The organism is Streptomyces sp. NPDC002520, assembly GCF_053595235.1.
Window position 1 is genome coordinate 177,244 of record NZ_JBSFXG010000016.1, and the last position, 23,401, is coordinate 200,644.

Below are 23,401 nucleotides of genomic sequence, written 5' to 3' on the forward strand. Positions count from 1 at the left end.
AACCACCGCGCCGTTACATCTGCCCTGCCCAGGTGGGCGTCCCAGTCGTCCACTGTCCGACCGCTCAGCGCGGGCCCAATGCCCGTTCCACGGAAGGAACGTTCATGTACCGACCACGAGCCAGACGGCTCCTGGCGACGAGCGTGGCGGTGGCCATCATGGCCACTCTCGCGCCGACGCCGGCCTTCGCCGCCTCGCCCGATGACGGCAACTCGATAGTCGACGGCATCAAGAGCTGGTTCTCCGACGACGACCGGGAAGAGGCGAAACCGCCGAAGCTTCCCGACACCGCCGTCCCCGGCAACGAGCACCTCGCCAAGGGCAAGCCGACCGCGAAGCCCAAGCGAGTCCGGGAGCTGGAGAACAGGCGCACACCATACTCCAGACACTGGCAACTGTCCGACGGTAGGGTGCAGTCCGAGGTCTCCACCGTGGCGACCGACTACTCCACTGGCAAGGGCAAGGCCAAGTCCTGGCATCCGATCGACACTTCGCTCACCCCGGCCGACCGGAGCGGCTTCCGCTACGCCAACACCACCAACCTCGCCCGCACCTACTTCGGCAGCTCTCCCGAGCAGCTGGTGCGGTTCGAGCTCGACAAGGGCCACTGGGTGGCCATCGGCATCAAGGGCGCCGAAGCCTCGAAGCTGACGCCGCACGTAGCTGGCAACGCTGTCACTTACCGTGACGCCTTCGGCAAGGGCGCGGACCTGACGTACACCGTCGGCAACGGGACCGTGAAGGAGGGCATCGTCCTGCGCGGACGGCCCGCCGGCACTCCCCGTTACGACTTCACCCTCACCACCGAGGGGCTGAGCGCGAAGAGGCGGAAGAACGGCTCCATCGCGCTCTTCAGCGAAGGCTCCGGGCCCGGCCGGCCCGAACTGCTCATCCCCGCGCCGTTCATGACGGACGCCAAGAAGGACGCGAGCGCGCCGTACGGGACCAAGAGCTCCGACGCCGTACAGCAGTCGCTCACCGGCAAGGACGGCTCGTACGCCGTGAGCCTGCGGCCGGATGCCGCCTGGCTCGCGGCGAAGGGGCGCCAGTACCCGGTGGTCGTCGACCCGACGATCTCCATTGCGCCGACGCCGTCGCAGTCCCAGGACGTGATGATCTCCTCGGACGACCCAGCGGCGAACTACGACGGCAGCTGGCGCCTCTCGGTCGGCAACACCACGACCGGCGCCTCGCGCGCCCTGGTGAAGTTCGGCCTGTCCGGCGTGCCCGCGGGCACCAAGCTGGACTCCGCCGACCTCAAGCTCTACTACGACCAGACGCACACCACCGCCGACAACGAGGTCCAGCTGGAGGCGCACCGCGCCACAAACGCCTGGCTGGAGAACAACGCGACCTGGAACAGCGCGAGCGGCTTCACCGGCGAGCTGTCCGGCACGTCGGTCCTGGTCGACGACCGGGACGCGGGCACCACGTCGGCGCAGGGCGCCTGGCCCGCCTCCACCAACACCACGTACACCCAGTACGCGGTCAACCAGGATTACCTGTACAACAAGGACGCGGTCGCCGGCGACAAGTACACCTGGCAGCCGAACCTCCCCGAGGACGGCAACTACCAGGTCGAGGCGCACTACGTCCCGGCCTCGGACCGCGCCACCAACGCCCCGTACACCGTCACCTACGACGGCGGCACCAAGGCCTACACGGTCAACCAGCAGGCCGGCACGGGCGGCGTGTGGAAGACGCTCGGCACCCACCCGTTCAAGGCCGGCACGCTGGGCAAGGTCGTGCTCGGTGACGGGCCCGCGTCGACGACCACCGCGGTGCTCGCGGACGCCGTCCGGTTCAGCAAGGGCGGTGTGGTCACCAAGCAGCCGAACGAGTCCAACACCTGGCACTCCTTCTCGGTGACCAAGACCGTCCAGCAGTGGATCGACGGCACGTACGCGAACAACGGCTTCGTGATCAAGGCCGGCGACGAGTCCGCCAACGGTCCGAAGGGCGGCCCGCGTTACGAGGCGGCCGAGTACGCCTACAAGGGCGAGTCCGCCAACTACCCGAAGCTGGTGCTCACCTGGGGCCGCCAGGGTGTCGCGGTCAACGCCCCGCAGGTCATCCACGCCACCGGCGCGGACCTGAGCTGGCCCGCGTACACCGACCCGTCGACCGCGACGGGCGACGACATCGTCGAGTACCAGGTCCACCGCAGCGTGTACCAGTCCTTCACGCCGTCGTCGCAGACCCTGGTCTCGCCGGTGTCCAAGGACGCCACCACGTTCACGGACTCGACGGCCACCCCGACCCCGGCGGACTCCGCCGACTCGTTCGGGAACGTCTTCTACTACATGGTCGCGGTCAAGACGAAGGACGGGCAGGTCATCCCAGCCCCGACCCAGATCGTCAAGCTGCCGAAGGCCGGCCGTACGACCCTGGTCCTCCAGTCGGGACAGACCGACACCACCCTGTCGTCCGCGCAGCCGACCACCGGCCACGACACCATCTCCGACTCGGGGCTCACCCGGAACTGGCTGTCGGTGGGCAACAACTCCACCACCTACGGCAAGACCCGCGCCCTACTGAAGTTCCCCGGCGTCAGCGCGATTCCCGCCAACTCCCGGGTGCTGGAAGCCCAGCTCGACATGTGGGGCTTCACCACCACCACGGACACCGCAGGCGCGATCTACGAAGCCCACGGTCTGACCCGTGACTTCGACGAGACCGCCGCCTCCTGGAACAACGCCACCTCCACCACCGCGTGGACGACGGCCGGCGGCGACATGGACGCCGCGGTCGCCGACACGGTCGGCACGGTCACCAACGACCCGGCCCGCCAGAGCTGGTACCTCACCTCGCTCGCCCAGGGCTGGGTGACCACCCCGTCGAGCAACAAGGGCGTGGCGATCCGGCTCAAGGACGAGTCGACGGCCGGTCCGCAGGAGCGCACGATCTTCCTCTCCTCGGAGGCGGAGGAGCCGCAGCTGCGTCCGCAGCTCGTCGTGACGTACATCGACAAGTCGACAGACTCGACCTACTTCGCGCCCTACACCCCGTCGCGGATGATCCCGGGCGACACCTACACCGTCGACGTCACCCTCACCAACACCACCACCTCGGTGTGGAAGGCCGCGGACTACGCGCTCTCCTACACCTGGTCCCTCCCCGACGGCACGGACGCCACGACGGGCGGCAACCAGCTGCAGACCGCGCTGCCGAAGGACCTGTACCCCGGCGACACGGTGACGGTGAAGGCGCAGCTGAAGGCCCCGATCAACTCCGACTCGGGCAACAAGCGGCTCGACTACCTCCTCAAGTGGGATCTGCGCAACAACACCGCCGGCACCTGGCTCTCGGCCACCGAGTCCATCCCGCCGCTCGCGCAGAACGTCCGCACCGAGGACCCGACGTCGAACCAGCTCGGCCTGGAGAAGTTCTACTCGTACGCGGGCAAGAACACCGGCGCCGGCTCGACGCTGATGACCAACCTGTACGCGGGCAACACGGTCTGGCAGTACAACGCCTTCAACAACCCCGGGCGCGGTCTGTCGACGTTCGTACGTTTCGCGTACAACTCCCAGGACACCTCCGACACTGTCCTCGGCCACGGCTGGTCGGCGCAGGCCGCGATGCCGCTGCGGCTGGGCACGGCGCTGGACTTCCACCCGAACCCGAACCCGACCGAGGTGACGCTGCCGGACGGCGACGGCACCGAGCACATCTTCCGCAAGCAGGCGGACGGCACGTGGAAGGCCCCTTCGGGCGTCCACTACCTCCTCCAGCAGGGCTCAGGTGTCGACTGCACCCCGGACAAGGACGGCGACCCGAAGGCGTGGTCGCTGACGCGTCCGGACCGCTCCCAGTTCTTTTTCGACTGCGACGGCTATCTGACGTCGATCGTCGACAAGAACGGAAACACGCAGTCGTACACGTACGAGGAGCGCAAGTCCAACAACAAGCCGACCAAGTTCCTCCGTTACATCACCGACCCGACGGGCCGTCAGACCCTCACGGTCGACTACTACGCCAAGGGCCAGTCGTACTCGTACATCAATGACGCGGGCACGAAGGTCACCGGCACCAACCTCACCAGCCCGAAGATCATCGACCACGTCAAGTCGATGACGGACATCTCCGGCCGCAAGCTGGAGTTCGTCTACAGCGACAAGGGCCTGCTCGGCGAGCTGACCGACGGCGTGGGCTCCACGCAGCCGAAGGTCTTCAAGTTCGTCTACGACGCCACCCAGGGCAACAAGAACGTCAAGCTGGTCAAGGTCACCGACCCGCGCGGCAACTCGACGTCCCTGGACTACTACTACCCGCAGGTGGGTGACGATCCGAAGTTCCACTGGAACACGAAGACGATCACCGACCGGCTGGGCGGCACCACCGGCTACGTCTACACGGACCCGGACGGCACCGCGGGCTCGTTCATCGAGACCAAGGTCACGGACGCCGAGAACCACACCACGACGCAGTCGATCGACGGCTACGGACGTGCCAACCAGATCACCAACGCCAAGGCGGAGGTGACCAAGTTCGCCTGGGACGCTGACAACAACGTCACGCGTCTGGAGGAGGCCAACGGGGCCGTCTCGACCTGGTCGTACGACCCGAAGACCGGCTACCCGCTGGAGCAGAAGGACGCCGAGGCCAACAAGAACGGCACGGCGGCACAGACCTTCACCTACTCCACGGGCCTGAACGGCTATGTCGCGGACCTCTTCCAGAAGAAGTCCCCGGAGGGCCGCACCTGGCAGTTCGGCTACGACACCCATGGCAACCTGACCTCGGTCACGGACCCCAAGGGCGTGGCCACCGCCACGGCCGGTGACTACACGTCCAGGTCGGAGTACGACACCTACGGTCAGCTGACCAAGGCGATCGACGCCAACGGCCACGCCACGAGCTACAGCGGCTTCCAGGCCACCGGCTTCCCGGCGACGATCAGCGACGCGCTGAACAACCCGTCGACCTTCGAGTACGACGTGCGCGGCAACGTCACCAAGGTGACGAATACCCAGGGCGCGCAGGTCACCCAGACCTACGACACCTTCGGCCGGCCGCTGGAGAAGAAGGAGCCCAAGGACCAGGCGGGCGGCGTCTTCATCACGACCCCGGCTCCGGTCTACGACGCCAACGACAACATCACCAAGGCCTTCGGACCCAACGGCGCCGAGACGACGTCGGTGTACGACAAGGCCGACCAGGCCGGGGAGCAGACAGCGCCGGGCGACCTGGCGACCGATCCGGCTCGTCGGACCACGATGACGTACGACAAGGTCGGCAACGTCCTCACGCAGACCGAGCCCAGGGGCAACGAGACCGCCACGGCGGGCGACTACACGACGACGACCACGTACGACGTGCTGTACCAGCCGGTCGAGGTGACGGACGCGGCCGGCGGCAGGATCACGTCGACGTACGACAACGTCGGCAATGTCACCAAGATCGTCGACCCGCGGAAGAACGCCACCGCGGACACGACGGACTACACCACCCTCTACGAGTACGACCTGAACCACCGGGTGGTGAAGACGACCGACGCCATCGGCAAGTTCACCACCGCCCGCTACGACAAGGACGGCCTGTCCGTCGCCCAGACGGACGCCGAGGGCAATGAGTCCCTGGCCACCTACGACGAGCGCGGCGCTCTGGTGGAGTCCAAGCTCCCGACGAGCAAGGACGGTGCGGGCAACATCAGCTACCGCACCACCCGGTACGAGTACGACCAGGTCGGCAACCAGACCAAGACGATCACCCCACGCGGTGTCGCCACCACCGACGACACCACCGACTACACTGCGGAGACCGTCTACGACGAGCTGAACCGGGTGAAGGAGGAGCGCTCGCCCTTCGACAAGGACGACGCTCGCTACAGCACCCCCGACTCGACGTTCTACTTCTACGACTCGGTCGGCAACCTCAGCCAGGTCTCGGCACCGCCGTCGGACGGCCAGACGGTCCGTAACTTCACCGACTACACCTACTACGACAACGGCTGGACGAAGACCTCGAAGGACCCGTGGGACATCACCACGTCCTACGACTACAACGCTCTCGGCCAGCAGACCAAGAACACCCTCGCCTCGGCCGGCGGGTCCCAGCAGCGCACCATGACCTGGGATTTCTACCAGTCGGGCAACCAGAAGGCGCGCTCGGACGACGGCATCCCCGTCGGCAAGCAGGTCGTCCTCGTCGACAGCTCGGACTTCAACAACACGGCGATCCAGGGCAACTGGAGCCGTACGCAGGCCGAGCAGCAGTACGGCTACGACACCTACTCGCATCCCGCGGGCACCGGCACCGACAAGTTCGTGTGGCAGCTCAACATCCCGCAGAACGGGACGTACGAAGTCTTCGTACGCCACCCGAAGATGACGGGCGCGGCCACCGACGCCAAGTTCACGGTGGACTACAACGGCGGCAGCGTCACCAAGACGGTCGACCAGACACAGAACACCGGTACCTGGGTCTCGCTGGGCAGCTACTCCTTCGTCGAGGACGGTCCGCAGAAGGTCAGCGTCACCGACCAGGCGAACGGAACGGTGCTCGCCGACGGGGTGAAGCTGGTCCGCTCCAACACGGGTGAGACGGACAACGAGAAGAAGGACTTCACCTACCGGTACGACACCAACGGCAACATGGTGGAGGTCAAGGACAACTCCCCCGGTGCGAAGATCGACACGTACCGGATCTCCTACGACGGTCTCAACCAGGTCGCCAAGGTCGAGGAAGTCGCGGCCGGCGTGGTGAAGAACACCAGCTCGCTGGCCTACGACGAGAACGGTCACCCGGTCACCTCGACCCACGACCTCACCTGGTCGAAGATCGAGTACGACGAGCGGGACCTGGTCAGCAAGGTCACCAACGCCGATTCCCCCACCGCGGGCAATCAGCAGATCACCACGATGACCTACACGGCCCGAGGGATGCTCCTGAAGGAGACCAAGCCCAACGGCAACACGCTCGACATGACCTACTACCTCGACGGGTCGGTCAAGCAGTCCGTCGAGAAGAAGGCGAACGGCACGGTCGCCTCGCAGCACGACCTGGAGTACTCGGCCAACGGCCACCGCTCCAAGGACGTGCTGAAGCTGATGAACGCCGACGACAACGCGGCGTACATCAACAACACATACACCTTCGACTACGACCCGCAGGACCGGATCGCCAAGGTCACCAAGGCCGGTGACAGCCCGTCCACCGAGGCGTACACCTACGACCGCAACAGCAACGTCATCGAGCAGACGGTCGAGGGGACGACGATGTCCCACCGTTACGACCGCAACCGTCTGCTGTCCTCGTCCTCGGACGGGATCACGTCCACCTACAACTACGACCCGCTCGGCCGGCTCGACACGGTCAGCACCGGCGGCCAGACCGACGAGAAGTACTACTACGACGGCTTCGACCGTACGGTGAAGGCCCGGGCCGGAACCGGCGCCGCGGCCGTCACCACCTCGTACGTCTTCGACCCGTTCGACCGGACCGTCTCCCAGACGACCTCCGGCGCCGAGTCCAAGACCACCGCCTTCACCTACCTCGGCATCGACAACCAGGTCCTGCGTGAGGAGCTGAACGGCAAGGTCGACAAGGACTACCAGTACCTGCCGTCCGGCCAGCAGGCCACCCAGATCAAGCACAAGGACGACGGGAGCAAGGAGTACTCGCAGTACGTCACCAGCCCGCGCGGTGACGTCGAGGCCATCACGAAGGAGGACGGAAACACCCGGGCCACCTACGGCTACACCGCCTACGGCTCGGACGACAAGTCACAGATGACCGGCGCCGACAAACCGGACGCCGCCAACCCCGGCAAGGACTCGTACAACGCCTTCCGCTTCAACTCGGCTCGCTGGGACGCGGCGTCGGGCACGTACGACATGGGCTTCCGTAACTACGACCCGGGTCTGAACCGCTTCCTGACCCGTGACTCGTACGGCGGCGCCCTGGCCGACATGGCGCTGGCCACCGACCCGTTCACCGGAAACCGCTACGCCTTCGCCGGCGGCAACCCGATCAGCTTCGTCGAGCTCGACGGGCACCTGTTCGGGCTCTCCCTGTCGGACATCGGCCACGCGGCGCTGGACGTCGTCGGTCTGGTCCCGGTCGTGGGCGAGGTCGCGGACGTCGCCAACGGCATCTGGTACGCGGCCGAGGGCAACTACGTCGACGCGGCCCTGTCGATGTCCTCGGCGATCCCGCTCATCGGGTACGGCGCCAGTGCCGTCAAGGCCGGCAAATACGCCAAGAAGGGCATCGACGCGCTCGACACGGCCAACGACGCCCGCAAGGCCGTCGACAAGGCCGACGACGTCAAGGACGCCACGAACGCGGTGGACACGGCCAACGACGCCCGCAAGGCGGACGGCGCGTCCCCGCCCAAGCAGGACGGCGGCAACACCAGTACCCCGGACAAGCCGGCGGCACCCAGCTGCAAGGCGAACAGCTTCCCGTCCGGCACCCCGGTGCTGATGGCCGACGGCGCCACCCGGCCCATCGAGGAACTGCGTGCCGGGGACGAGGTCAAGGCCACCGATGTCGAGTCCGGTGACACCCGGACCCGGACGGTGACCCACACCCGTACGACCGTGGGCGAGAAGCACCTGGTCACCCTGACGCTGAAGGCCCAGGACGGTGACCACGGCACCGGAGCCACCGGCAAGCTGACCGCCACCGACAACCACGAGTTCTGGCTGCCCGAGCCGGGCAAGTGGGCCGAGGCCGGGAAGCTCCAGCGCGGCCAGTGGCTGCAGACCTCGGCCGGCACCTGGGTGCAGATCACCGCGGTCGAGCACCACACCGCGCACCGGCGGGTCCACAACCTCACCGTCGACGGCGTCCATGACTTCTACGTCATCGCCGGTGGGCTCGACGTCCTCGTACACAACCAGTGCGGTACCAAGGTCGAGTACGGCAAGGGACTGAGCGTCGAGGCGATCAAGGCCCGCGCCAAGCACAACTGGCTGCGGGGCGGCCGCAACGTCGCCGTGATCGAGTACAAGAAGGGCGACCAGCTCCTCACGTACGCGGCACGCAGCAAGAACGGCAAGGGCGCCATGCACTCCGAGAAGAGGGCATGGGAGCACCTGCAGAGCCAGGGTGTGACCCCGGACGATGTCACCCGGGTATACACCGAGCTCGCGCCGTGCGACTACGCGGGCTGTGACACGTTCCTGATGAACACCTTCGGCGGTAACAAGGTCAGCTACAGCTTCGACTACCCGCACGGTCAGGGCGTCGGGCCGAAGGCAGGCCGCCGAACCGGTATGAACGCGCTCAAGCGGGCATTGACACAGATCCGCCGCGGCACGTTTGATCACCTGTTGTAACCGACCGTTCTGAAGGGAAAGCCAGTGGAGTACGTGCCGCAGTGGCTCACAGCCACCTCATGGGACGAGGCCGGCACTCTCGGCCTCGACGCCGACGCGCTGTCGTCGGCGGCCGAGTGGCCCGAGCCCGTGCGCAAGGCCCTGGAGGCCGCGCGCGAGTACGGGCTGCCGGAAGAAGTGGACGGGATGTTCTATCCCAGCAGCCAGGGCGGCGCGTTCACCCGGGTCGGCTCGGCTGCCGCCGGGTCGTTCTGGCGGCTCGGACAGCACGAGACGCAGCTCGGCGGTTCGTACGTGTTCGAGTATGTGCTCGACGGGCAGGGACGGGTCGTGCTGCTGGACCCGGCCCTGCCCGAACCCCGGTTCGTCAACTCGTCCCTGATCGCGTTTCTCGACGCGCTCGCCGCGTGGGACCACCGGAACGAGCACCTCGACGACTTCGACGACCTCGAACCGGAGGACGACGAGGACGACGAGGACCCAGCGGAGGAGGCGCGGGTCGCCTTCGGCATGGAGATCGCCCGCAAGCTGAGGGAGCAGGACCCGGCCGCGTTCACCGACGAGGCCACCACCTGGTGGGACCGGGTGTACGAGGACGTCGAGAACGACGCCATCTGATGTCGTAGAAACCGTCCGCAGGCGTCCAGTTGGTCCAGGGTGGGCGCGCAAGTCCAGATCAGAGCCTTGTGGCGTGAGTGCGTCCGTGGGGTTGGTGATCCGCCTGTGATCGCTTGTGATCGCTCGTGACAGGTGAGGACCCCTGTCGGCTTGCTCCGGCGGGGGGCCTGCGTAGGCGGGGACCTGATACGACGACGTCCCGCCGGCTTGCTGCGGCGGGGCGTCGTCGTGTAGTTGGTCATGTTGGATTGGGGCTTGCACTGGAGGCTCCGTTGTACTCCGGCTCGCCGCTCTCGAGTACGCGGAGGAGCGAGGCGGTGACGACGCGGGAGGTGCGGCCAATCGGCAGCACGCGGCAGGGGAATTCCCCGCGGCGAACAAGGTCGTAGCTCTTCGATCTCGACAAGCCGAACGCCTGGGCGGCGCCCTCGACGCTCGCGGTCCCACTCCAGGTGGCGCGGATGTGCTCGGGGCTGAACGGGCTGTAATGCGTTTCGCTGCTCTGGCTGGGCATTCCTGTCAACAGTGCCTTTCGGGTTTGGTTGCTTCCGGCGGTGGGGAAGCGGGGAGGCGCGGTGGACTGCCAATAGTCCGAGGAGTCCCCGGTTTCGGTAACCGGGCACTGGCGGATACCCTGCTCCGCTCAGCCTTGGGGGTGAGTTGCAACGGGCCCAATCGTCGCCAGCATTGCTGGTTGGGGCCGTCGGCATTGTCTCCACGTGTTTCCGATGACCCACCATGTTGAGTGCGTCGCGATCCTTGAGCCTGCCGAAAAGGGCGCCTGACCTGCGGTTTCGCCGAGTGTGCATTATGTGCGCTGTGGGCGTTACAGGCGATATCTTGACGCATATTCGACGCACGAGAGGCCCCTCTGGCGCACGTTTGACGCACGTTCTGATGGGGCGTCAGGCGGTCTTTCTCGCAGGTGACGGGGCGTCGGGTGGGGTCTGTCGGGGCTCCTTCTTTGCCGTCTCCTGGTGAAGCGCTGTCGGTTATGGCTGGGTTTGGGGCTCAGTGGGAGCGGGGTCCGTACGGGCTCCAGTGGCCGAGGAAGGGCTTGAGGTCGTCGCCGCTGGGCTTCGGCGGTGTGGGCAGCTTTGGCGCTGTGGCGGACTCGGTGAGGTGTTGGAGGCGGGCGTCCGCGAAGGTGAGCCACGCCTCGATCTCGGTCTTTTCCTGTCCAGGGGGCAGGGGTGTGGCGTGGTCGCGTACCGCTGTGACGTATTCGCTCAGACGCTTGGCCTGGTGCCAGGCATCTGCTTGTGCTTCGAGGTGTTTGACGCGGAAGGCGTGGGCGTATGCGGCGCGGGCTTCCTGCATTGCGGTTTCCCAGCGCTTCTGCTGTGCCTCTCTGACTTGCTGGTCTGCGCGGCGTTTACGTTCTGCGGCTTCGCCGCGGAGACCGACTTCTTGCGCGATTTCGGCTAGTTGGTCTTCCAGTGGCCGGTCGGGGATGTCGGCCCATTCGCTGGCGCGATGCGGGCTGCCGCCGCTGAGGATGAATCGCAGGCGGGTGGAGGGGGTGCAGTCGAAGCGGGGGATGCGCATCCATGAGTGCTTCTTGGCGTCGGCGAGTTCTTTGTCGGTGGGGATGTGTTCGCTGCGGTCCTGTTCTTGGAGGACGAGGAATCCGACGCTTTCGCCTTGGGCGGTGATGGTGAAGTGCGGTGGTGCTGTGCGGCGTCGATGGGGTGGGGGAGCGCCGTGTGGGGCCTTCCCCGTGAAGGTGGGCACGCGGTTATTGATCACGCGGCGAGCGTGAGTTTAGCGGTGTGGTGTCGGTGTTCGTATTCGTTGGGGCTGAGATGGCCGTTGGCGGAGTGTCGGCGGCGGCTGTTGTAGCGGGTCAGCCACGCGAAGACGGTCCTGCGGCAGGTATCGGAGTCGCCGTAGTCGTGGGCGCCCTGGAGGGTCTCGCGTTTCAGGGAGGCGTGGAAGCTTTCGCAGGCCGCGTTGTCGGCGCTGGTGCCGACCGTGCCCATCGACCGTGTGACCCCGAGCTGGTCGCAGAGGCCGACGAAGGCCCGGGATCCGTATTGCGCTCCGTGGTCGGAGTGGAACACGGCGCCGTCCAGGCCGCCGCGGGTCGAGGCCGCCATCCGCAGTGCGTCGGCGACCAGGCCGGTGCGCATGTGGTTGGCGATGGACCAACCGACGACCTTGCGGCTGAAGCAGTCCAGCACGGTCGCGAGATAGAGGAACTCCCCGCCTGCGAGCGGGAGATACGTGATGTCGCCCATGTATTTGCGCCCTGGCTCGGTGGCGGTGAAGTCCCGCTGGAACAGGTCCGGGACCGGTGAGGCTGCCGGGTCCGGGACGGTGGTGCGCACGCGTCTACGCAGGCGGATGCCGGTGATGGAGAACGTCCGCATGATCCGGGCGATCCGCTTCTCGTTCATCGCCATCGGCGGTGTTCTCACTTCCTCCGGATCAAACAGATCCAGTATCAGCGTGTCCACCACTCAGGGGGAGGCCCCGCAGCCATCAATGAGTGGCTGTGACCACAGTCGCAGCCGCCTTCAGTTAACCCTTTGCCACGGAGCTGATGGGCCAGCTAAGTTCTCCCAGCCGTCCATATCGTTCCGGACCGGCACGTCGACGAGGAGGTGTGGAGCACATGCGCAGGAGTGCCCAGCAATTGAGCCCGCGTACTGACCCTTGCCACCTCCTCACGACGGGGACAACACCTTGTCGCTCCGCATCACCCCACTGACCGACCCCGCTCACGGGGCACACAGCCGGCGCCTCGCATGGCTGGCGTCCGACGCCGATGCCAACCCTGTCGGGGCGGCCTTTCTGCGCCTGTTCGAGGGCGGACAACAGCACCTGTCCGAACTTACCCTCCACGTCCATCCCGTGGAGCGCCGCCAGGGCATTGGCTCCCAGCTCCTCGGCACCGCCGTGGCCGCCGCCAGGGACAACGCCCGGCGCTGCGTCGTCGCGCAGGCCGGGGCCGGGTCGCCCGGCGACCACTTCCTGCCGGCCCACGGCTTCCGCAAGGTCCTCACCCTGAGGTACGCCCGCTTGCCACTGGCCGACGTGGACACCACCGCCCTCGCCGAGATCATCGAACGTCCGCATCCCGGCTACCGGCTGGCGTCATGGCAGGGAACCGTCCCCGACCACCTCGCCCAGACGTTCGCCGACTCACGCCGCGCCATGGACGACATGCCCATGGACGACACCGACCACGGCATCACGATCTGGGACGTGGACCGGGTCCGGGCCGCGGCCAAGGCCGTCGAAGACCGCGGCGACCAGCTGCACACCGTCGTCGCCATCGACACCTCCGACGACTCGATCGCCGGGTTCACGGAACTCGTCGTCCCCGGCAACGGCAAGGGTGATGGCCAGCATTACGGCACCGGCGTGCTGCCCGAACACCGCGGGCATGGCCTCGGCCGATGGATGAAGGCCGAGGCGATCCGACAAGCCCACGGCCACTACCCAGACCTCGGCGGCCTCCTGACCGACACCGCCGACAGCAACACGCACATGAGACACATCAGCGACAGCCTCGGCTACGTGCCCACGCACACGACCCTGCAGTACCAGCTCGACCTGTAGAGACGAACGAACGGGCCGGACTGGGCATCACCTCGTCCGGCCCGTCAGCACTTTCGCAACAGGCCCTAGCTTGACTCTGTCGGGGATCTTGGAGCGGTCGAGGTCAACTGCCCAGCGTTCGCCAGGACTTCGACCGGGGGATGCCGTGCCGGTCCAGAAAGGTCTGGAAGGCGGTCGGTGGCCGTGGTGAGGGGGTTTCCTCAGTCGGTGGCAGGCCGCTGAGGCGTTCGATGTTCACGGCGATGGCCGTGAGTACGTGTTGCAGATGGGTTTTCGGCTGGCCTCGGTAGCGGCAGTGGCGCATGCCGTGTCCGTGGGCGAACTCGTTGATGGTGCCCTCGACTCCGGAGCGGACCGCGTAGCGGGTCTTCCAGTCGAGGGTCTGCTGCTCGGCGCGGACGCGGAGTTGCAGGTCGCGGAGTTCTCGCGGGGGAAAGCCCACGGTCCGGGCGCTGTCGGCGGTGGAGGTGCACCGGGTGCGGACCGGGCAGGGGCGGCACTGGCTCTTGGTGAACCGGGCCACGATCAGCGGGGCGGCGGTGGGCGAGGACGTCGGGTAGGGGCCGTGCCAGCCCTGGCTGACCTGGCCCTGGGGGCAGGTGACCTGCCGGCGGTCGAAATGGATATGGAAGTCGTCCCGGTCGAAGCCCTCGTTCTTGCTGTGCTGGCGGGTGGGGTTGCCCGGCAGCGGGCCGCTGACGGTGACCTGGTGTGTGCGGGCGGCTCGTTCCAGGTGGACCAGGGAGGTATAGCCGCCGTCGACCAGGTGCTCGGCGGGCAGCAGTCCGCGACACGCCAGCCGGGTGTGGATGCCGGGCAGGGCCTGTCCGTCGTTCGTGGCGGCCGAGGTGGTGGCCACGTCCTTGATTACGTTCACGCTGCCGGCGGCACACGTCTCGGTGACATGCGCGGCGAACCCCTTCCAGCGGATGATGTGCCCGTGGCGGACGTAGCGCGCCGTGGTGTCGTATGGGGAGACGACCGCCGAGGAGGAGGGCGGCAGCCCACCGTCGTCGGCGGTGCGCCAGCGCAGGCGGCCTGTCGCGTCGCGGTAGTAGTTCTGCACGACGATCTGCCGCAGGGCCTCGGCCTGCGGGCCGGGCCGGTAGCCCGGTTCGTGCTGGTGAAGGAGTTCCAGCAGCCGGCAGGCGTCGTCGCCGGCGGCGAGGATCCTGGTCTTGGGCCGGGTGGGGTCCTTGCCCAGGCGGACCGGACGGCCGTAGCGGCGCCCCCACTCCTCGTCGACCCGGCCGACCAGCAGGTGCTCGGCCGTGCGGGCAACTTCTTCCAGCGCGGCACGGACGGCCTCGGTAAGCAGTTCCAGCCGGGTCAGGTCGCGTACCGTGGCCAGGACGTGGGTGGAGTCGGTGCGCTGCGTGGTGCGCTCGCGTACGAGTCCAGCCTCCTTCAGGCGGGCGAGCGCCAGATCGAGAAGTCGGTCGGCGCGGTCGTCCTGGGTGAGGCGCTCGCGGAAGTCGGCCAGCACACTGTGGTGGAAACCGGGATCGTCCAGTTCCATGGCCAGCGCGTACTTGAAATCGATGCGGCAGCGGACCGCTTCCGCCGCCTGGCGGTCCGACAGCCCCAGCACGAACTGCAGCACGCAAACGGTTGCCAGCTGGGCGGGCGACAGACCCGGACGGCCGTCGCGCGGGTACCAGCCGGCGAAGTCCTCGTCGTGCCACAGCCCGTCCAACCGGTCCCGCACCTACATCGCCGTCGTACCGTGCGGGTTGCTCGCCCGCGCGATCTGCGCGGTCAGAGAAGGGACTTGCTCACCGGAACGGGAACGGAGGAACAACGCACACCCCAACAGCTACATCGGCCTGCAGTACAGTACCGAGCATCCATGTTGATCACGCCGCTGGACCGGAAAACTCCAAGATCCCCGACAGAGTCAAGCTAGTGCCGCATCAGCCAACGTTCGCCTCTTTGTGACACGCCGTCCGGCTACGGGCCCGGACGGCGCGCGTCGGCCACGCTGTCCTGGTGGCTGAACTGGTGCGGGTGCGTGAGATCGACGACGGTGAGGGCAAGAGGCTGCTGCGGATCGTCCGCCGGGGCACCGGGTCGGTGGTGACGTGGCGGCGCGCCCAGATGGTGCTGCTGTCCGCGCAGGGTATGCCCGTCGACAAGATCGCGACGGTGACGTTCACCAGCCCGGACCGGGTCCGTGACGTGATCCACAACTTCAACGCCGACGGCTTCGACTCGCTCTACCCGAAGTACAGGGGTGGGCGCCCCAGGACATTCACGCTGCCCGAGCGCCGCGAGATCAAGAAGATCGCCAAGTCCAAGCCGTCCGAGCACGGCCTGCCCTTCTCGACCTGGAGCCTGGTCAAGCTGGCCGACTTCCTGGTCGCCGAGGGGGTGGTCGACGACATCAGCCACGAGGGCCTGCGGGTCCTGCTCCGCGAGGAGGGCGTCTCCTTTCAACGCGTGAAGACCTGGAAGTCCTCGAACGACCCCGACTACGCCGCGAAGAAGGCCCGGGTCGAGCACCTCTACGCGATCGCCGACGGCGAGGTCGTCCCCGAGGAAGGCGAGCCCGAAGTCGTCTTCTGCATGGACGAGTTCGGCCCGCTCAACCTCCAGCCCCACCCCGGACGCCAGTGGGCCGAGCGCGGCGGCAAGTACAAGGACCCCGACCGCGAGCCACGGCCCCGCCGCCGTGCGACCTACACCCGCCCGCACGGTGTCCGGCATCTGTTCGCCGCCTACGACCTGGGCAAGGACCAGCTCTACGGCCACATCAAGAAGACCAAGAACCGCTCCAAGTTCCTGGAGTTCTGCCGCTACCTGCGCTCCCTGCACCCATCGGGAAGCGCATCGCGATCGTGTGCGACAACTACTCGCCGCACCTGACCACGAAACGGTGCCGCCGGGTCGCCAACTGGGCCGAGGCGAACAACGTCGAGATCGCCTACACCCCGACCAACTCCTCGTGGCTGAACCGGATCGAGGCCCAGTTCACCGCCCTACGCTACTTCACCCTCGACGGCACCGACCACGCCAGCCACAAGGAGAAGGGAAGCATGATCCGCCGCTACATCATCTGGCGGAACAAGCACGCCCAGGACGAGCGCCTACGCGACGTCGTGAACAGGCCGAACGTCGCCTGAGGCAGCCGCACCCCGACGGAACAACGCGGTCCACAGGAAGGTCACGCCGAACAGCGCTGACTCGGGCGGCTCCTCCCGCATGCGCCGCAGTTCGACCTCTGTCAGATCGGAGAAGATCCGGCGCAGTGATTCGGGCGTGTAGGCGAGGCCACCCTGCAGATCACGCTCGCGGTAGAGGTCCGCGTCGGCGATCTCCAACCCCATGCCCTGCTCGCCGGCGGCGAAGCTGGTGAGCGCGAGATGACCGCCGGGGGCCAGGACGCGGTCGAGAAGGGCCAGGTAGCTGACCCGGCGGTGCGGCGACAGGTGGTGGAAGCATCCCGAGTCGACGACCAGGTCGTACGGGCCGGTCAACTCGGTGGTGGGGAGGGCGAAGGCGTCACCACAGAGGAAGCGGACGTCGACCCCGGCCTGGCGAGCCCGGTCCTCGGCCCAGGCGATGGCCACCGGGGAGAGGTCCACGGCGTCCACCTCGAAGCCGTGCGACGCGAGGTGCAGGGCATTGCGGCCCGCCCCGCACCCCAGGTCAAGGGCCCGACCGGGAGCGATCAGCCCCTGGTCGAGGTAGGCGGCCAGATTCTCGTCGGGCTTCGCCGCGAAGAACGGGACCGGCCTCGACCGGTCGGCGTAGAAGCGGTCCCAGAAGTCCTTGCCGTCGCCGGTCCCCAAGCGGCCGGCCTCGGATTCGGATGTGAACAGCCCGTCCAAGAGTGCGAGAACGTCCTCGACGGTGCGTACGGTCCGGTCCATCCGGCCCCCCTTTCGACCGACGTCGATCATAGGAGCGAGGATGGCAAAAGGCCAGGTCAGGCGGTGTATTGCGGCGACTGGAATGAGCTGCTGCGAGCCCCGGAGGTCACCGGCAAGCACCCACTCCAGACCCCGACCCCGCGTCCGCCCAGCCATCCATCAGGAGCCAGAATGGGGGCATCCAGGGCTGCGGCGGGGACACCATTTTGACGAGTTTTCCAGCGGGGCTACAGGGCGAACGTTGTCTGGCGCATCACACTAGGACGGCCGGCGTCGCTGGAGTGTGGCGTCGGGTTCGGCGGCCTGAAGGCCGGCCAGCAGTTCGGCCTGCCCCGCCAGGACCCCGGACAAGATGGTCCGTGCGACCCGCAGCAGCTCTGCCACCTGGGGATTGGCCAGGGAGTAATAGACGGCCGAGCCCTCGCGGCGGGGGGTGACGAGGTTGGCGCGGCGCAGCACGGCCAGCTGCTGGGAGAGGTGGGCCGCCTCGACACCGACCTCGGTCAGCATTTCGGAGACGGCGTGCTCGCGCTGGCTGAGGAGTTCCAGCACGCGGATCCGGACCGGGTGGCCGAGGGTTTTGAAGAACTCTGCCTTCAGCTGGTACAGCGGCGCGTTCACCGCGCCCGTCCCGCGCCCGTGGAGGTCGCCGGGGTGCCGGAGAACCGCTGCCGCGCGTGCACCGTGCATCGCATCCGCCTAAAACTCATTCCCATGGGGACATCCTCGCCCCTGCACACCCACGTGATGACCTCGGCAATTGCTAACATTAGCAATTCCATAAGCCGCGAGAGGGGGGTTCGGTGCGTATCCCACGACCACCCGGCTCAAAGGGAGACCTCCTGAAGTGCCGGGCCTGCCGTCTCAAGTGCCTGCCGGCCGCGGTCGGTGAGGACGGCAACTGCCCGGGCACGGCCACGATCGCCTGATCCGCGTGGGCATCCTGTCCGGCTACAGCGGGCAGAGTTCCCGTACGACCCGTGCCGGCAAGCCGGCCGACACCGAGGGCTGACCTGCGTTGCGAAGGCGGCCATGAGCTTCAGCCGGCACTACGAGGAACGGCGTGGCGCGGGCGTCCTGCATCTGGCCGGCTTCCTCGGTGCGGACGGCACCGGACGCTTCACCGGCGCGATCGCCTGGGTGCTGGCCCGCGCCCGCGGCCCCGTCGTCCTGGAGGTCAGCGGGCTGCTCGGCTGGAGCCCGGAGGGCCAGGTGGCCGTCCTGGACCTGGCCCGCCGCCTGTCGGGCCGGCCCCGTCCGCTCGCCCTGTGTGGGGTGGGCGCCCTGCCGATGGGCACCCTGGCCGCCAACCGGCTGATCCCGATCACCGTCCATAGCGATCTGGATGCCGCCCTGAACGCCCTGGAGACGGGCCCCGAGTAGGCGCCCGGCCTCGACATGCGAGGGTCCCGTCCTTTGCCGGGGACGAGTCCACCTGGGTCTGCATTCCGTGCGTGATCGACGGGTGGTCAGGCTTTCTTGACCACGCTGGACTTGAGCTGCATGGGGCCGAAGCCGTCGATCTTGCAGTCGATGTCGTGGCCGTCCACCCCGTTCACGAGGCGGATGTTGCGCACCTTGGTGCCCGCCTTGATGCCGGACGGACTGCCCTTGATCTTCAGGGTCTTGACCACCGTGACCGTGTCGCCGTCAGCGAGTACATTGCCGACCGCATCCCGGATCACCCCATCCGCGGCGTCGCTGCCCGCATCTTCGGCGGACGTGGGCGAGAACTCGTGGCCGCACTCGGGGCAGACCAGCAGCGCGCCCATCTCGTAGGTGTACGCGCTGGAGCACTCGGGGCACGGCGGCAGCGCCTGGGTCGCATCGCTCATGGTGTTCTGGGTTTCCTTGCCTTGTTCGTTGCTTCGCTTACATCGGGTGTCATGGCGTCGCGGCGCGGGTGCCGGGCCATGCGTCGCTGCACCACTGCCGTTGCTCACCGGGCACTGCCTGGTGAGCGGTGAGGGCGGCGGGCAGGTCCACGTGGACGGGGATCGGCGGATGGGCGCCGTCGGGCACGAGGGAGCCGTCGGCGGGGATCGCGGCGAGTTCCAGGCGGCGTCCCTCGTCGGCGAGTTGGCGGGCCGCCTGGGCCACGGCCGTCTGTCCGCCGGCCGACCAGCCGCGCAGTTCGGTCAGGTCCAGGATGACCGGCCCATTCCCGCGGGCCAGGACCCAGCCGATCGCGCCGGTGAACCGGGCCACCGCGTCGGGGCCCAGGTACCCGGCCAGGGAGAGAACACCCAGGCTGGGGTGGGTGGTGTAGCGCCACTCTATGGTCATCGGCTGCTGCCTCGATCTGTTTACAGGGGGAGGGTGATCCAGATGGTCTTGCCCTTGCCGTCCGCGTCGCCGCGGATGACGGCGGTGCCGCCCAGGCCCAGGGTCAGCTCCATCACGGTGCCTAGCCCGCCGCGGCCCGTTCCGGTGGCCGCGGAGAACAGGGCGGGCTGGTAGGGATGGCGGTCGTGGACGGCGAACGCGAGCGTGTCCGCTCCGGCCGCGTAGATGACGGTGACGTTCGGGGAGAGGACGGCGGCGTGCTGGACGCTGTTGGTGACCAGCTCGGACAGGATCAACAGGGCCGGATCCACGGTGGGATGGCGCCGGTTGATGCCCCACTCCATCAGGACCTGTTCGGTGGTCTCGCGGGCGATCCGTACGGCCGAGCCCATCGCGGGCAGCGTCAGCACATGCCGCAGCGGCAAGGATTCGAGCTGAGTGCTCACCGGGCGGCCCCGGCGTGGGCGAGGCGGAACCCGGTCACCGTCTGCGGGCGGATCCGCACCAGGGTGTCGTGCGGGCCGTGCGCCCAGCCGGGCAGCGTACGGCGGTAGTGGCCGGCCTCGTCCGGGTCGGTGATGATCTCGGTGGGGCCGGTGGCGGTGACCGTCCACCCGGTGCCGTCGGCCACCTTGATCTCGTCCGACTGGTAGGTGAGCGAGGCCCTCGTGGACAGGGCGGCGGCCTGCGCGGGCGTACGGACGATCAGGCGCCCGTACTCCAGGATGTGGACGGCCGGGCGCAGGACGGGCTGCTCGCGCTGAACATAGACCAGGCGGCCTTGGGTGGTGCTTTCCAGCAGCCACAGAGCCTCGGTGCCGGAGACCTCGACCATGTGGCGTGCGGTGGGGGTGGTCATCGGGAAGCTTCTTCGGTGACGGGGGCGGCGGGCAGGACGCCGGTGTGGTGCAGGTGGGCGCGGGCTGCGGCGATGGCCTCGGGGGTGGTGGCGTACTCGCGGCCTTCCAGCTGGAGAAGGTCCAGCGCGCCGACCGACTGGAGGGCCTGGCGCTGGCCGGGGCGTATCCCGGAGGTCATCACCGCGATGCCGCGCCGGTTCAGCTTGTCGACCGCGTCCTTGAGCACCAGGGCGCCGGTCGCATCCATCGTGGTGACCCGCGACATCCGCAGGATCACCACCCGCACGTCGGCCACTTCGGACAGTTCGAGCAGGAAGCGGTGGGCGCCGGCGAAGAACAGCGGCCCATCGATCCGGTAGGCCACGATGTGCTCGGCCAGGAGAGCGTGTTCCTCCTCGCTGTGCTCCCCGGGAAGATCTGCCTTGAAGTCGACCTGGTCCATGCGGGCCTGGCGGGCGACGGCCCGCAGGGCCAGGGCGCCCGCGACGACCAAGCCGATGATGACCGCGTAGACGAGGTCCAGGGCGAGGGTGGCGACGGCCGTCAGGACCAGGACGATCGCATCGGAGCGGGTGGCGCGGGCCATCGCGCGCAGCGCGCCGACCTCGACCATGCGGATCGCGGTCGCCAGCAGCACCCCTGCCAGCGCGGCGAGGGGGATTTTGGAGACGAGCGGGGCGGCTGCGAACACGATCACGGCCAGGACGGCGGCATGAGTCAGCGCGGCGAGGCGGGAGCCCGCGCCGGTGCGGACGTTGACCGCGGTCCGGGCGATCGCCGCGGTCGCGGGGACGCCGCCGAACAGCGGGGCGGCCAGGTTCGCAATGCCCTGCCCGAAGAGCTCTTTGTCCGGGTCGTGCTTCTGCCCGACCGTCATTCCGTCCGCGACCGTCGCCGACAACAGCGACTCCAATGCGGCCAAAGCTGCGACCGCGATCGCGGGGGCGAGCAGCGAGCCCACCGCGGACACATCCAGGAAGGCCAGTGAGGGGGCGGGCAGTCCGGAGGGCAGGTCACCGATCGGGGCGGCCGCATCCAGGTGGAGGAGCTGGGCTACGAGGGTGGCGGCGATGACCGCGACGATGGAGAACGGGATGGTGGGCCGCCACCGCGCGCCGAGCAGCATCACGGCCGCCACGGCGAGGGCGAGGGCGAGGGCGGTCCAGTTCGGCGCCTTCGCGAACTCCTCGAGCGCCCGCCAGGTGACCACCAGGACCTTGTCGCCCTCCGGCTTGGCCACCCCGAGTGCGTTCGGGATCTGCTGGAGGCCGATGACGCAGGCGATACCGAGGGTGAAGCCCTCCACCACCGGCGCCGGGATGTACTGCATGTAGCGGCCAGCCCTCAGCAGCGCGAGCGCGATCAGCAGGACCCCGGCCATCAGCCCGACGGTCAGCACCCCGCCCGGCCCGTACTGGGCCACGATCGGCACCAGCACCACCGTCATCGCGCCGGTCGGACCGGAGACCTGCAGGTTCGAGCCGCCGAACAGCGCCGCGAGCGCGCCCGCCACCACGGCGGTGGCGAGCCCGGCCTCGGCGCCGAGGCCGGAGGAGACGCCGAAGCCCAGCGCGAGCGGCAGCGCGACGATGGCAACGGTGAGCCCGGCGAGCAGGTCACGACGCGGATCGCGGCCCATGACCGCGAAGTCGGCGCGGGCGGGCAGCAGGGCACGCACCCGGCCCACGGCCTGGGTGAGGAGCGTCTTCACGAGGCCGTGACCTCGGCTTCGCGCAGCTCGGCAAGGAGTTCGTTCTGCCCGGCCAGCATCTCGGTCAGGATCCGCCGGGCGGCCCGCATCAGGTCCGCCACGTCCCCGCCCGCAAGCTCGTACACCACGGTCGAGCCCTCCCGGGCCGAGGTGACAATGCCCGAGCGCCGCAGCACCGCCAGCTGCTGCGACAGGGCCGAGGGCTCCACCTCGATCGCGCTCAGCAGGTCCCGTACCGGCATCGGGCCGCCCTGCAACAGCTCCAGCACCCGGATGCGCACCGGATGGCCGAGCATCCGGAAGAACTCGGCTTTGGCCTGATACAGCGGAACCGGCACGGCCTGGAACTCCCTTCACCGCCCCGAGCCCTCGGGGTGTCGTCTGGCGCTGTGCCCGCGGCTACCTGCGGACACAGCCAACACAGCATGTAACGAATTGCAGAATTTCGCAATTCGTTGATTCATGGAGGGGTGGTGCCCCTGGTCCTGCTCGTGAGGGCACCGCTGCCGGTGCGGTGAAGGTGCCGGCGCCTTCGGCCAGCAGATGCTCGATGCGCCCGGTGCTGTACGCCACGGACATCTCCGGACTTTCGCCGCCGTGGTCTCTCGCACGACTCGCACCGGGGACCCGCCTGGAGTGTGATGCGCACGCTCAGCGATCTGCACGGCGCATCCAACGTGTGCCTCGTCGTCTGGTTCCACTGACGAAGGCTCGTGGCCAACCGGAGCATTCCACTTTGAACCGTTCCGGGTTCGGTAGGGACTCGATCATTTGAGAGGATCGAGTCATGGCAGGTTCTTCCCAGTACCCGCTTGAGCTGCGCCGTCGTGCGCTGCGGATGGTCGCCGAGGTGCGGCCGGAGTACGACACCGAGTGGGCCGCGATGAAAGCGGTCGCCCAGAAACTGGGCATCGGTACGACCGAGACGCTGCGCAAGTGGGTGCGGCAGGACCAGGTCGACGCCGGCGTGCGGCCCGGCGTGACCACCGAGGAGTCGGCCGAGCTGAAGCGGTTGAAGAAGGAGAACGCAGAGCTCAAGCGGGCCAACGAGATCCTGAAGGCTGCGGCGAGTTTCTTCGCGGCCGAGCTCGACCGGCCACACACGCGCTCGTAGCGTTCATCGACGAGCACCGGGACCGCTTCGGCGGTGTCGAGCCGATCTGCCGCGTGCTGACCGAGCACGACTGCAAGATCGCCCCT

16 protein-coding genes and 2 pseudogenes are annotated in these 23,401 nt (G+C 68.0%); 6 read left to right on the plus strand and 12 right to left on the minus strand.

Annotation, left to right across the window (positions count from 1 at the left end; genetic code table 11):
• The first annotated feature begins 104 nt into the window (after positions 1 to 104).
• Positions 105 to 9,287 (plus strand): golvesin C-terminal-like domain-containing protein, encoded by a 9,183-nt coding sequence (locus tag ACWD5D_RS23305; protein WP_451374654.1) that lies wholly within the window; start codon positions 105 to 107, stop codon positions 9,285 to 9,287.
• A 24-nt stretch (positions 9,288 to 9,311) separates the two neighbouring features.
• Entirely contained in the window at positions 9,312 to 9,905 is a 594-nt protein-coding gene (locus ACWD5D_RS23310) for an SUKH-4 family immunity protein (protein ID WP_451374655.1), read from the plus strand.
• 238 nt (positions 9,906 to 10,143) lie between these two features.
• Here the strand turns inward: ACWD5D_RS23310 and ACWD5D_RS23315 are convergent, their stop codons facing one another.
• The 3 genes from ACWD5D_RS23315 to ACWD5D_RS23325 form a co-directional block, all read right to left on the minus strand.
• On the minus strand, positions 10,144 to 10,419 hold the full coding sequence (locus tag ACWD5D_RS23315) for a helix-turn-helix transcriptional regulator (RefSeq protein WP_451374656.1): 276 nt from the start codon (positions 10,417 to 10,419) through the stop codon (positions 10,144 to 10,146).
• A 497-nt stretch (positions 10,420 to 10,916) separates the two neighbouring features.
• Positions 10,917 to 11,654: a hypothetical protein gene (locus ACWD5D_RS23320; RefSeq protein WP_451374657.1), complete on the minus strand. Its 738-nt coding sequence runs from the start codon at positions 11,652 to 11,654 to the stop codon at positions 10,917 to 10,919.
• On the minus strand, positions 11,651 to 12,310 hold the full coding sequence (locus ACWD5D_RS23325; RefSeq protein ID WP_451374658.1) for an IS3 family transposase: 660 nt from the start codon (positions 12,308 to 12,310) through the stop codon (positions 11,651 to 11,653). The genes ACWD5D_RS23320 and ACWD5D_RS23325 overlap by 4 nt, the downstream gene beginning before the upstream one ends.
• A 283-nt stretch (positions 12,311 to 12,593) precedes the next feature.
• Between ACWD5D_RS23325 and ACWD5D_RS23330 the strand changes: the two genes are divergently transcribed.
• On the plus strand, positions 12,594 to 13,472 hold the full coding sequence (locus ACWD5D_RS23330; RefSeq protein WP_451374659.1) for a GNAT family N-acetyltransferase: 879 nt from the start codon (positions 12,594 to 12,596) through the stop codon (positions 13,470 to 13,472).
• A 103-nt stretch (positions 13,473 to 13,575) separates the two neighbouring features.
• Here the strand turns inward: ACWD5D_RS23330 and ACWD5D_RS23335 are convergent, their stop codons facing one another.
• The gene (locus tag ACWD5D_RS23335) at positions 13,576 to 15,180 is read right to left on the minus strand and encodes an IS1182 family transposase (RefSeq protein WP_451374660.1); all 1,605 of its coding nucleotides are present in this window, start codon (positions 15,178 to 15,180) and stop codon (positions 13,576 to 13,578) included.
• A gap of 281 nt (positions 15,181 to 15,461) precedes the next feature.
• On the opposite strand from ACWD5D_RS23335, the pseudogene ACWD5D_RS23340 reads away from it, so the two are divergent.
• Positions 15,462 to 16,594 (plus strand): annotated as a pseudogene (locus tag ACWD5D_RS23340) (IS630 family transposase).
• On the opposite strand, the gene ACWD5D_RS23345 reads toward ACWD5D_RS23340, so the two are convergent.
• Both ACWD5D_RS23345 and ACWD5D_RS23350 read right to left on the minus strand, forming a co-directional pair.
• Positions 16,559 to 17,344, minus strand: a complete 786-nt coding sequence (locus ACWD5D_RS23345; RefSeq protein WP_451374661.1) for a class I SAM-dependent methyltransferase — start codon at positions 17,342 to 17,344, stop codon at positions 16,559 to 16,561. The pseudogene ACWD5D_RS23340 and the gene ACWD5D_RS23345 overlap by 36 nt on opposite strands.
• Positions 17,345 to 17,602: 258 nt before the next feature.
• Positions 17,603 to 17,965 carry an ArsR/SmtB family transcription factor gene (locus ACWD5D_RS23350; protein ID WP_451374675.1) on the minus strand — a complete coding sequence of 121 codons (363 nt, stop codon included), beginning with the start codon at positions 17,963 to 17,965 and terminating at the stop codon, positions 17,603 to 17,605.
• A 411-nt stretch (positions 17,966 to 18,376) separates the two neighbouring features.
• Here ACWD5D_RS23350 and ACWD5D_RS23355 point away from each other — a divergent pair, with 411 nt between their 5' ends.
• Positions 18,377 to 18,727, plus strand: a complete 351-nt coding sequence (locus ACWD5D_RS23355) for a hypothetical protein (RefSeq protein WP_451374662.1) — start codon at positions 18,377 to 18,379, stop codon at positions 18,725 to 18,727.
• 86 nt (positions 18,728 to 18,813) lie between these two features.
• On the opposite strand, the gene ACWD5D_RS23360 is transcribed toward ACWD5D_RS23355, so the two are convergent.
• From ACWD5D_RS23360 to ACWD5D_RS23385, 6 genes are all read right to left on the minus strand, one after another.
• Entirely contained in the window at positions 18,814 to 19,179 is a 366-nt protein-coding gene (locus tag ACWD5D_RS23360) for a zinc ribbon domain-containing protein YjdM (protein ID WP_451374663.1), read from the minus strand.
• A 49-nt stretch (positions 19,180 to 19,228) separates the two neighbouring features.
• A complete protein-coding gene (locus ACWD5D_RS23365) occupies positions 19,229 to 19,630 on the minus strand; it encodes an STAS domain-containing protein (protein ID WP_451374664.1) in 402 nt (133 codons plus the stop codon).
• Between the two features lie 20 nt (positions 19,631 to 19,650).
• Positions 19,651 to 20,076 carry an ATP-binding protein gene (locus ACWD5D_RS23370; RefSeq protein ID WP_451374665.1) on the minus strand — a complete coding sequence of 142 codons (426 nt, stop codon included), beginning with the start codon at positions 20,074 to 20,076 and terminating at the stop codon, positions 19,651 to 19,653.
• Complete coding sequence (locus tag ACWD5D_RS23375; RefSeq protein WP_451374666.1) at positions 20,073 to 20,489, minus strand: pyridoxamine 5'-phosphate oxidase family protein; 417 nt, start codon at positions 20,487 to 20,489, stop codon at positions 20,073 to 20,075. The genes ACWD5D_RS23370 and ACWD5D_RS23375 overlap by 4 nt, the downstream gene beginning before the upstream one ends.
• Entirely contained in the window at positions 20,486 to 22,129 is a 1,644-nt protein-coding gene (locus ACWD5D_RS23380) for a SulP family inorganic anion transporter (protein WP_451374676.1), read from the minus strand. Before ACWD5D_RS23380 ends, ACWD5D_RS23375 begins: the two co-directional genes overlap by 4 nt.
• A 68-nt stretch (positions 22,130 to 22,197) precedes the next feature.
• Positions 22,198 to 22,539 carry an ArsR/SmtB family transcription factor gene (locus ACWD5D_RS23385; protein ID WP_451374667.1) on the minus strand — a complete coding sequence of 114 codons (342 nt, stop codon included), beginning with the start codon at positions 22,537 to 22,539 and terminating at the stop codon, positions 22,198 to 22,200.
• Between the two features lie 449 nt (positions 22,540 to 22,988).
• Between ACWD5D_RS23385 and ACWD5D_RS23390 the strand changes: the two are divergent.
• A pseudogene (locus ACWD5D_RS23390) lies at positions 22,989 to 23,401 on the plus strand (transposase); the annotation flags it as partial.

Bases quoted from the DNA above. Each gene is read 5' to 3' on its own strand.
- ACWD5D_RS23305 (WP_451374654.1), top strand. From the start codon at position 105: ATGTACCGACCACGAGCCAGACGGCTCCTGGCGACGAGCGTGGCGGTG.
- ACWD5D_RS23315 (WP_451374656.1), bottom strand. From the start codon at position 10,419: ATGCCCAGCCAGAGCAGCGAAACGCATTACAGCCCGTTCAGCCCCGAG.
- ACWD5D_RS23325 (WP_451374658.1), bottom strand. From the start codon at position 12,310: ATGGCGATGAACGAGAAGCGGATCGCCCGGATCATGCGGACGTTCTCC.
- ACWD5D_RS23345 (WP_451374661.1), bottom strand. From the start codon at position 17,344: ATGGACCGGACCGTACGCACCGTCGAGGACGTTCTCGCACTCTTGGAC.
- ACWD5D_RS23355 (WP_451374662.1), top strand. From the start codon at position 18,377: ATGAGCTTCAGCCGGCACTACGAGGAACGGCGTGGCGCGGGCGTCCTG.
- ACWD5D_RS23360 (WP_451374663.1), bottom strand. From the start codon at position 19,179: ATGAGCGATGCGACCCAGGCGCTGCCGCCGTGCCCCGAGTGCTCCAGC.
- ACWD5D_RS23365 (WP_451374664.1), bottom strand. From the start codon at position 19,630: ATGACCATAGAGTGGCGCTACACCACCCACCCCAGCCTGGGTGTTCTC.
- ACWD5D_RS23375 (WP_451374666.1), bottom strand. From the start codon at position 20,489: ATGACCACCCCCACCGCACGCCACATGGTCGAGGTCTCCGGCACCGAG.
- ACWD5D_RS23380 (WP_451374676.1), bottom strand. From the start codon at position 22,129: ATGGGCCGCGATCCGCGTCGTGACCTGCTCGCCGGGCTCACCGTTGCC.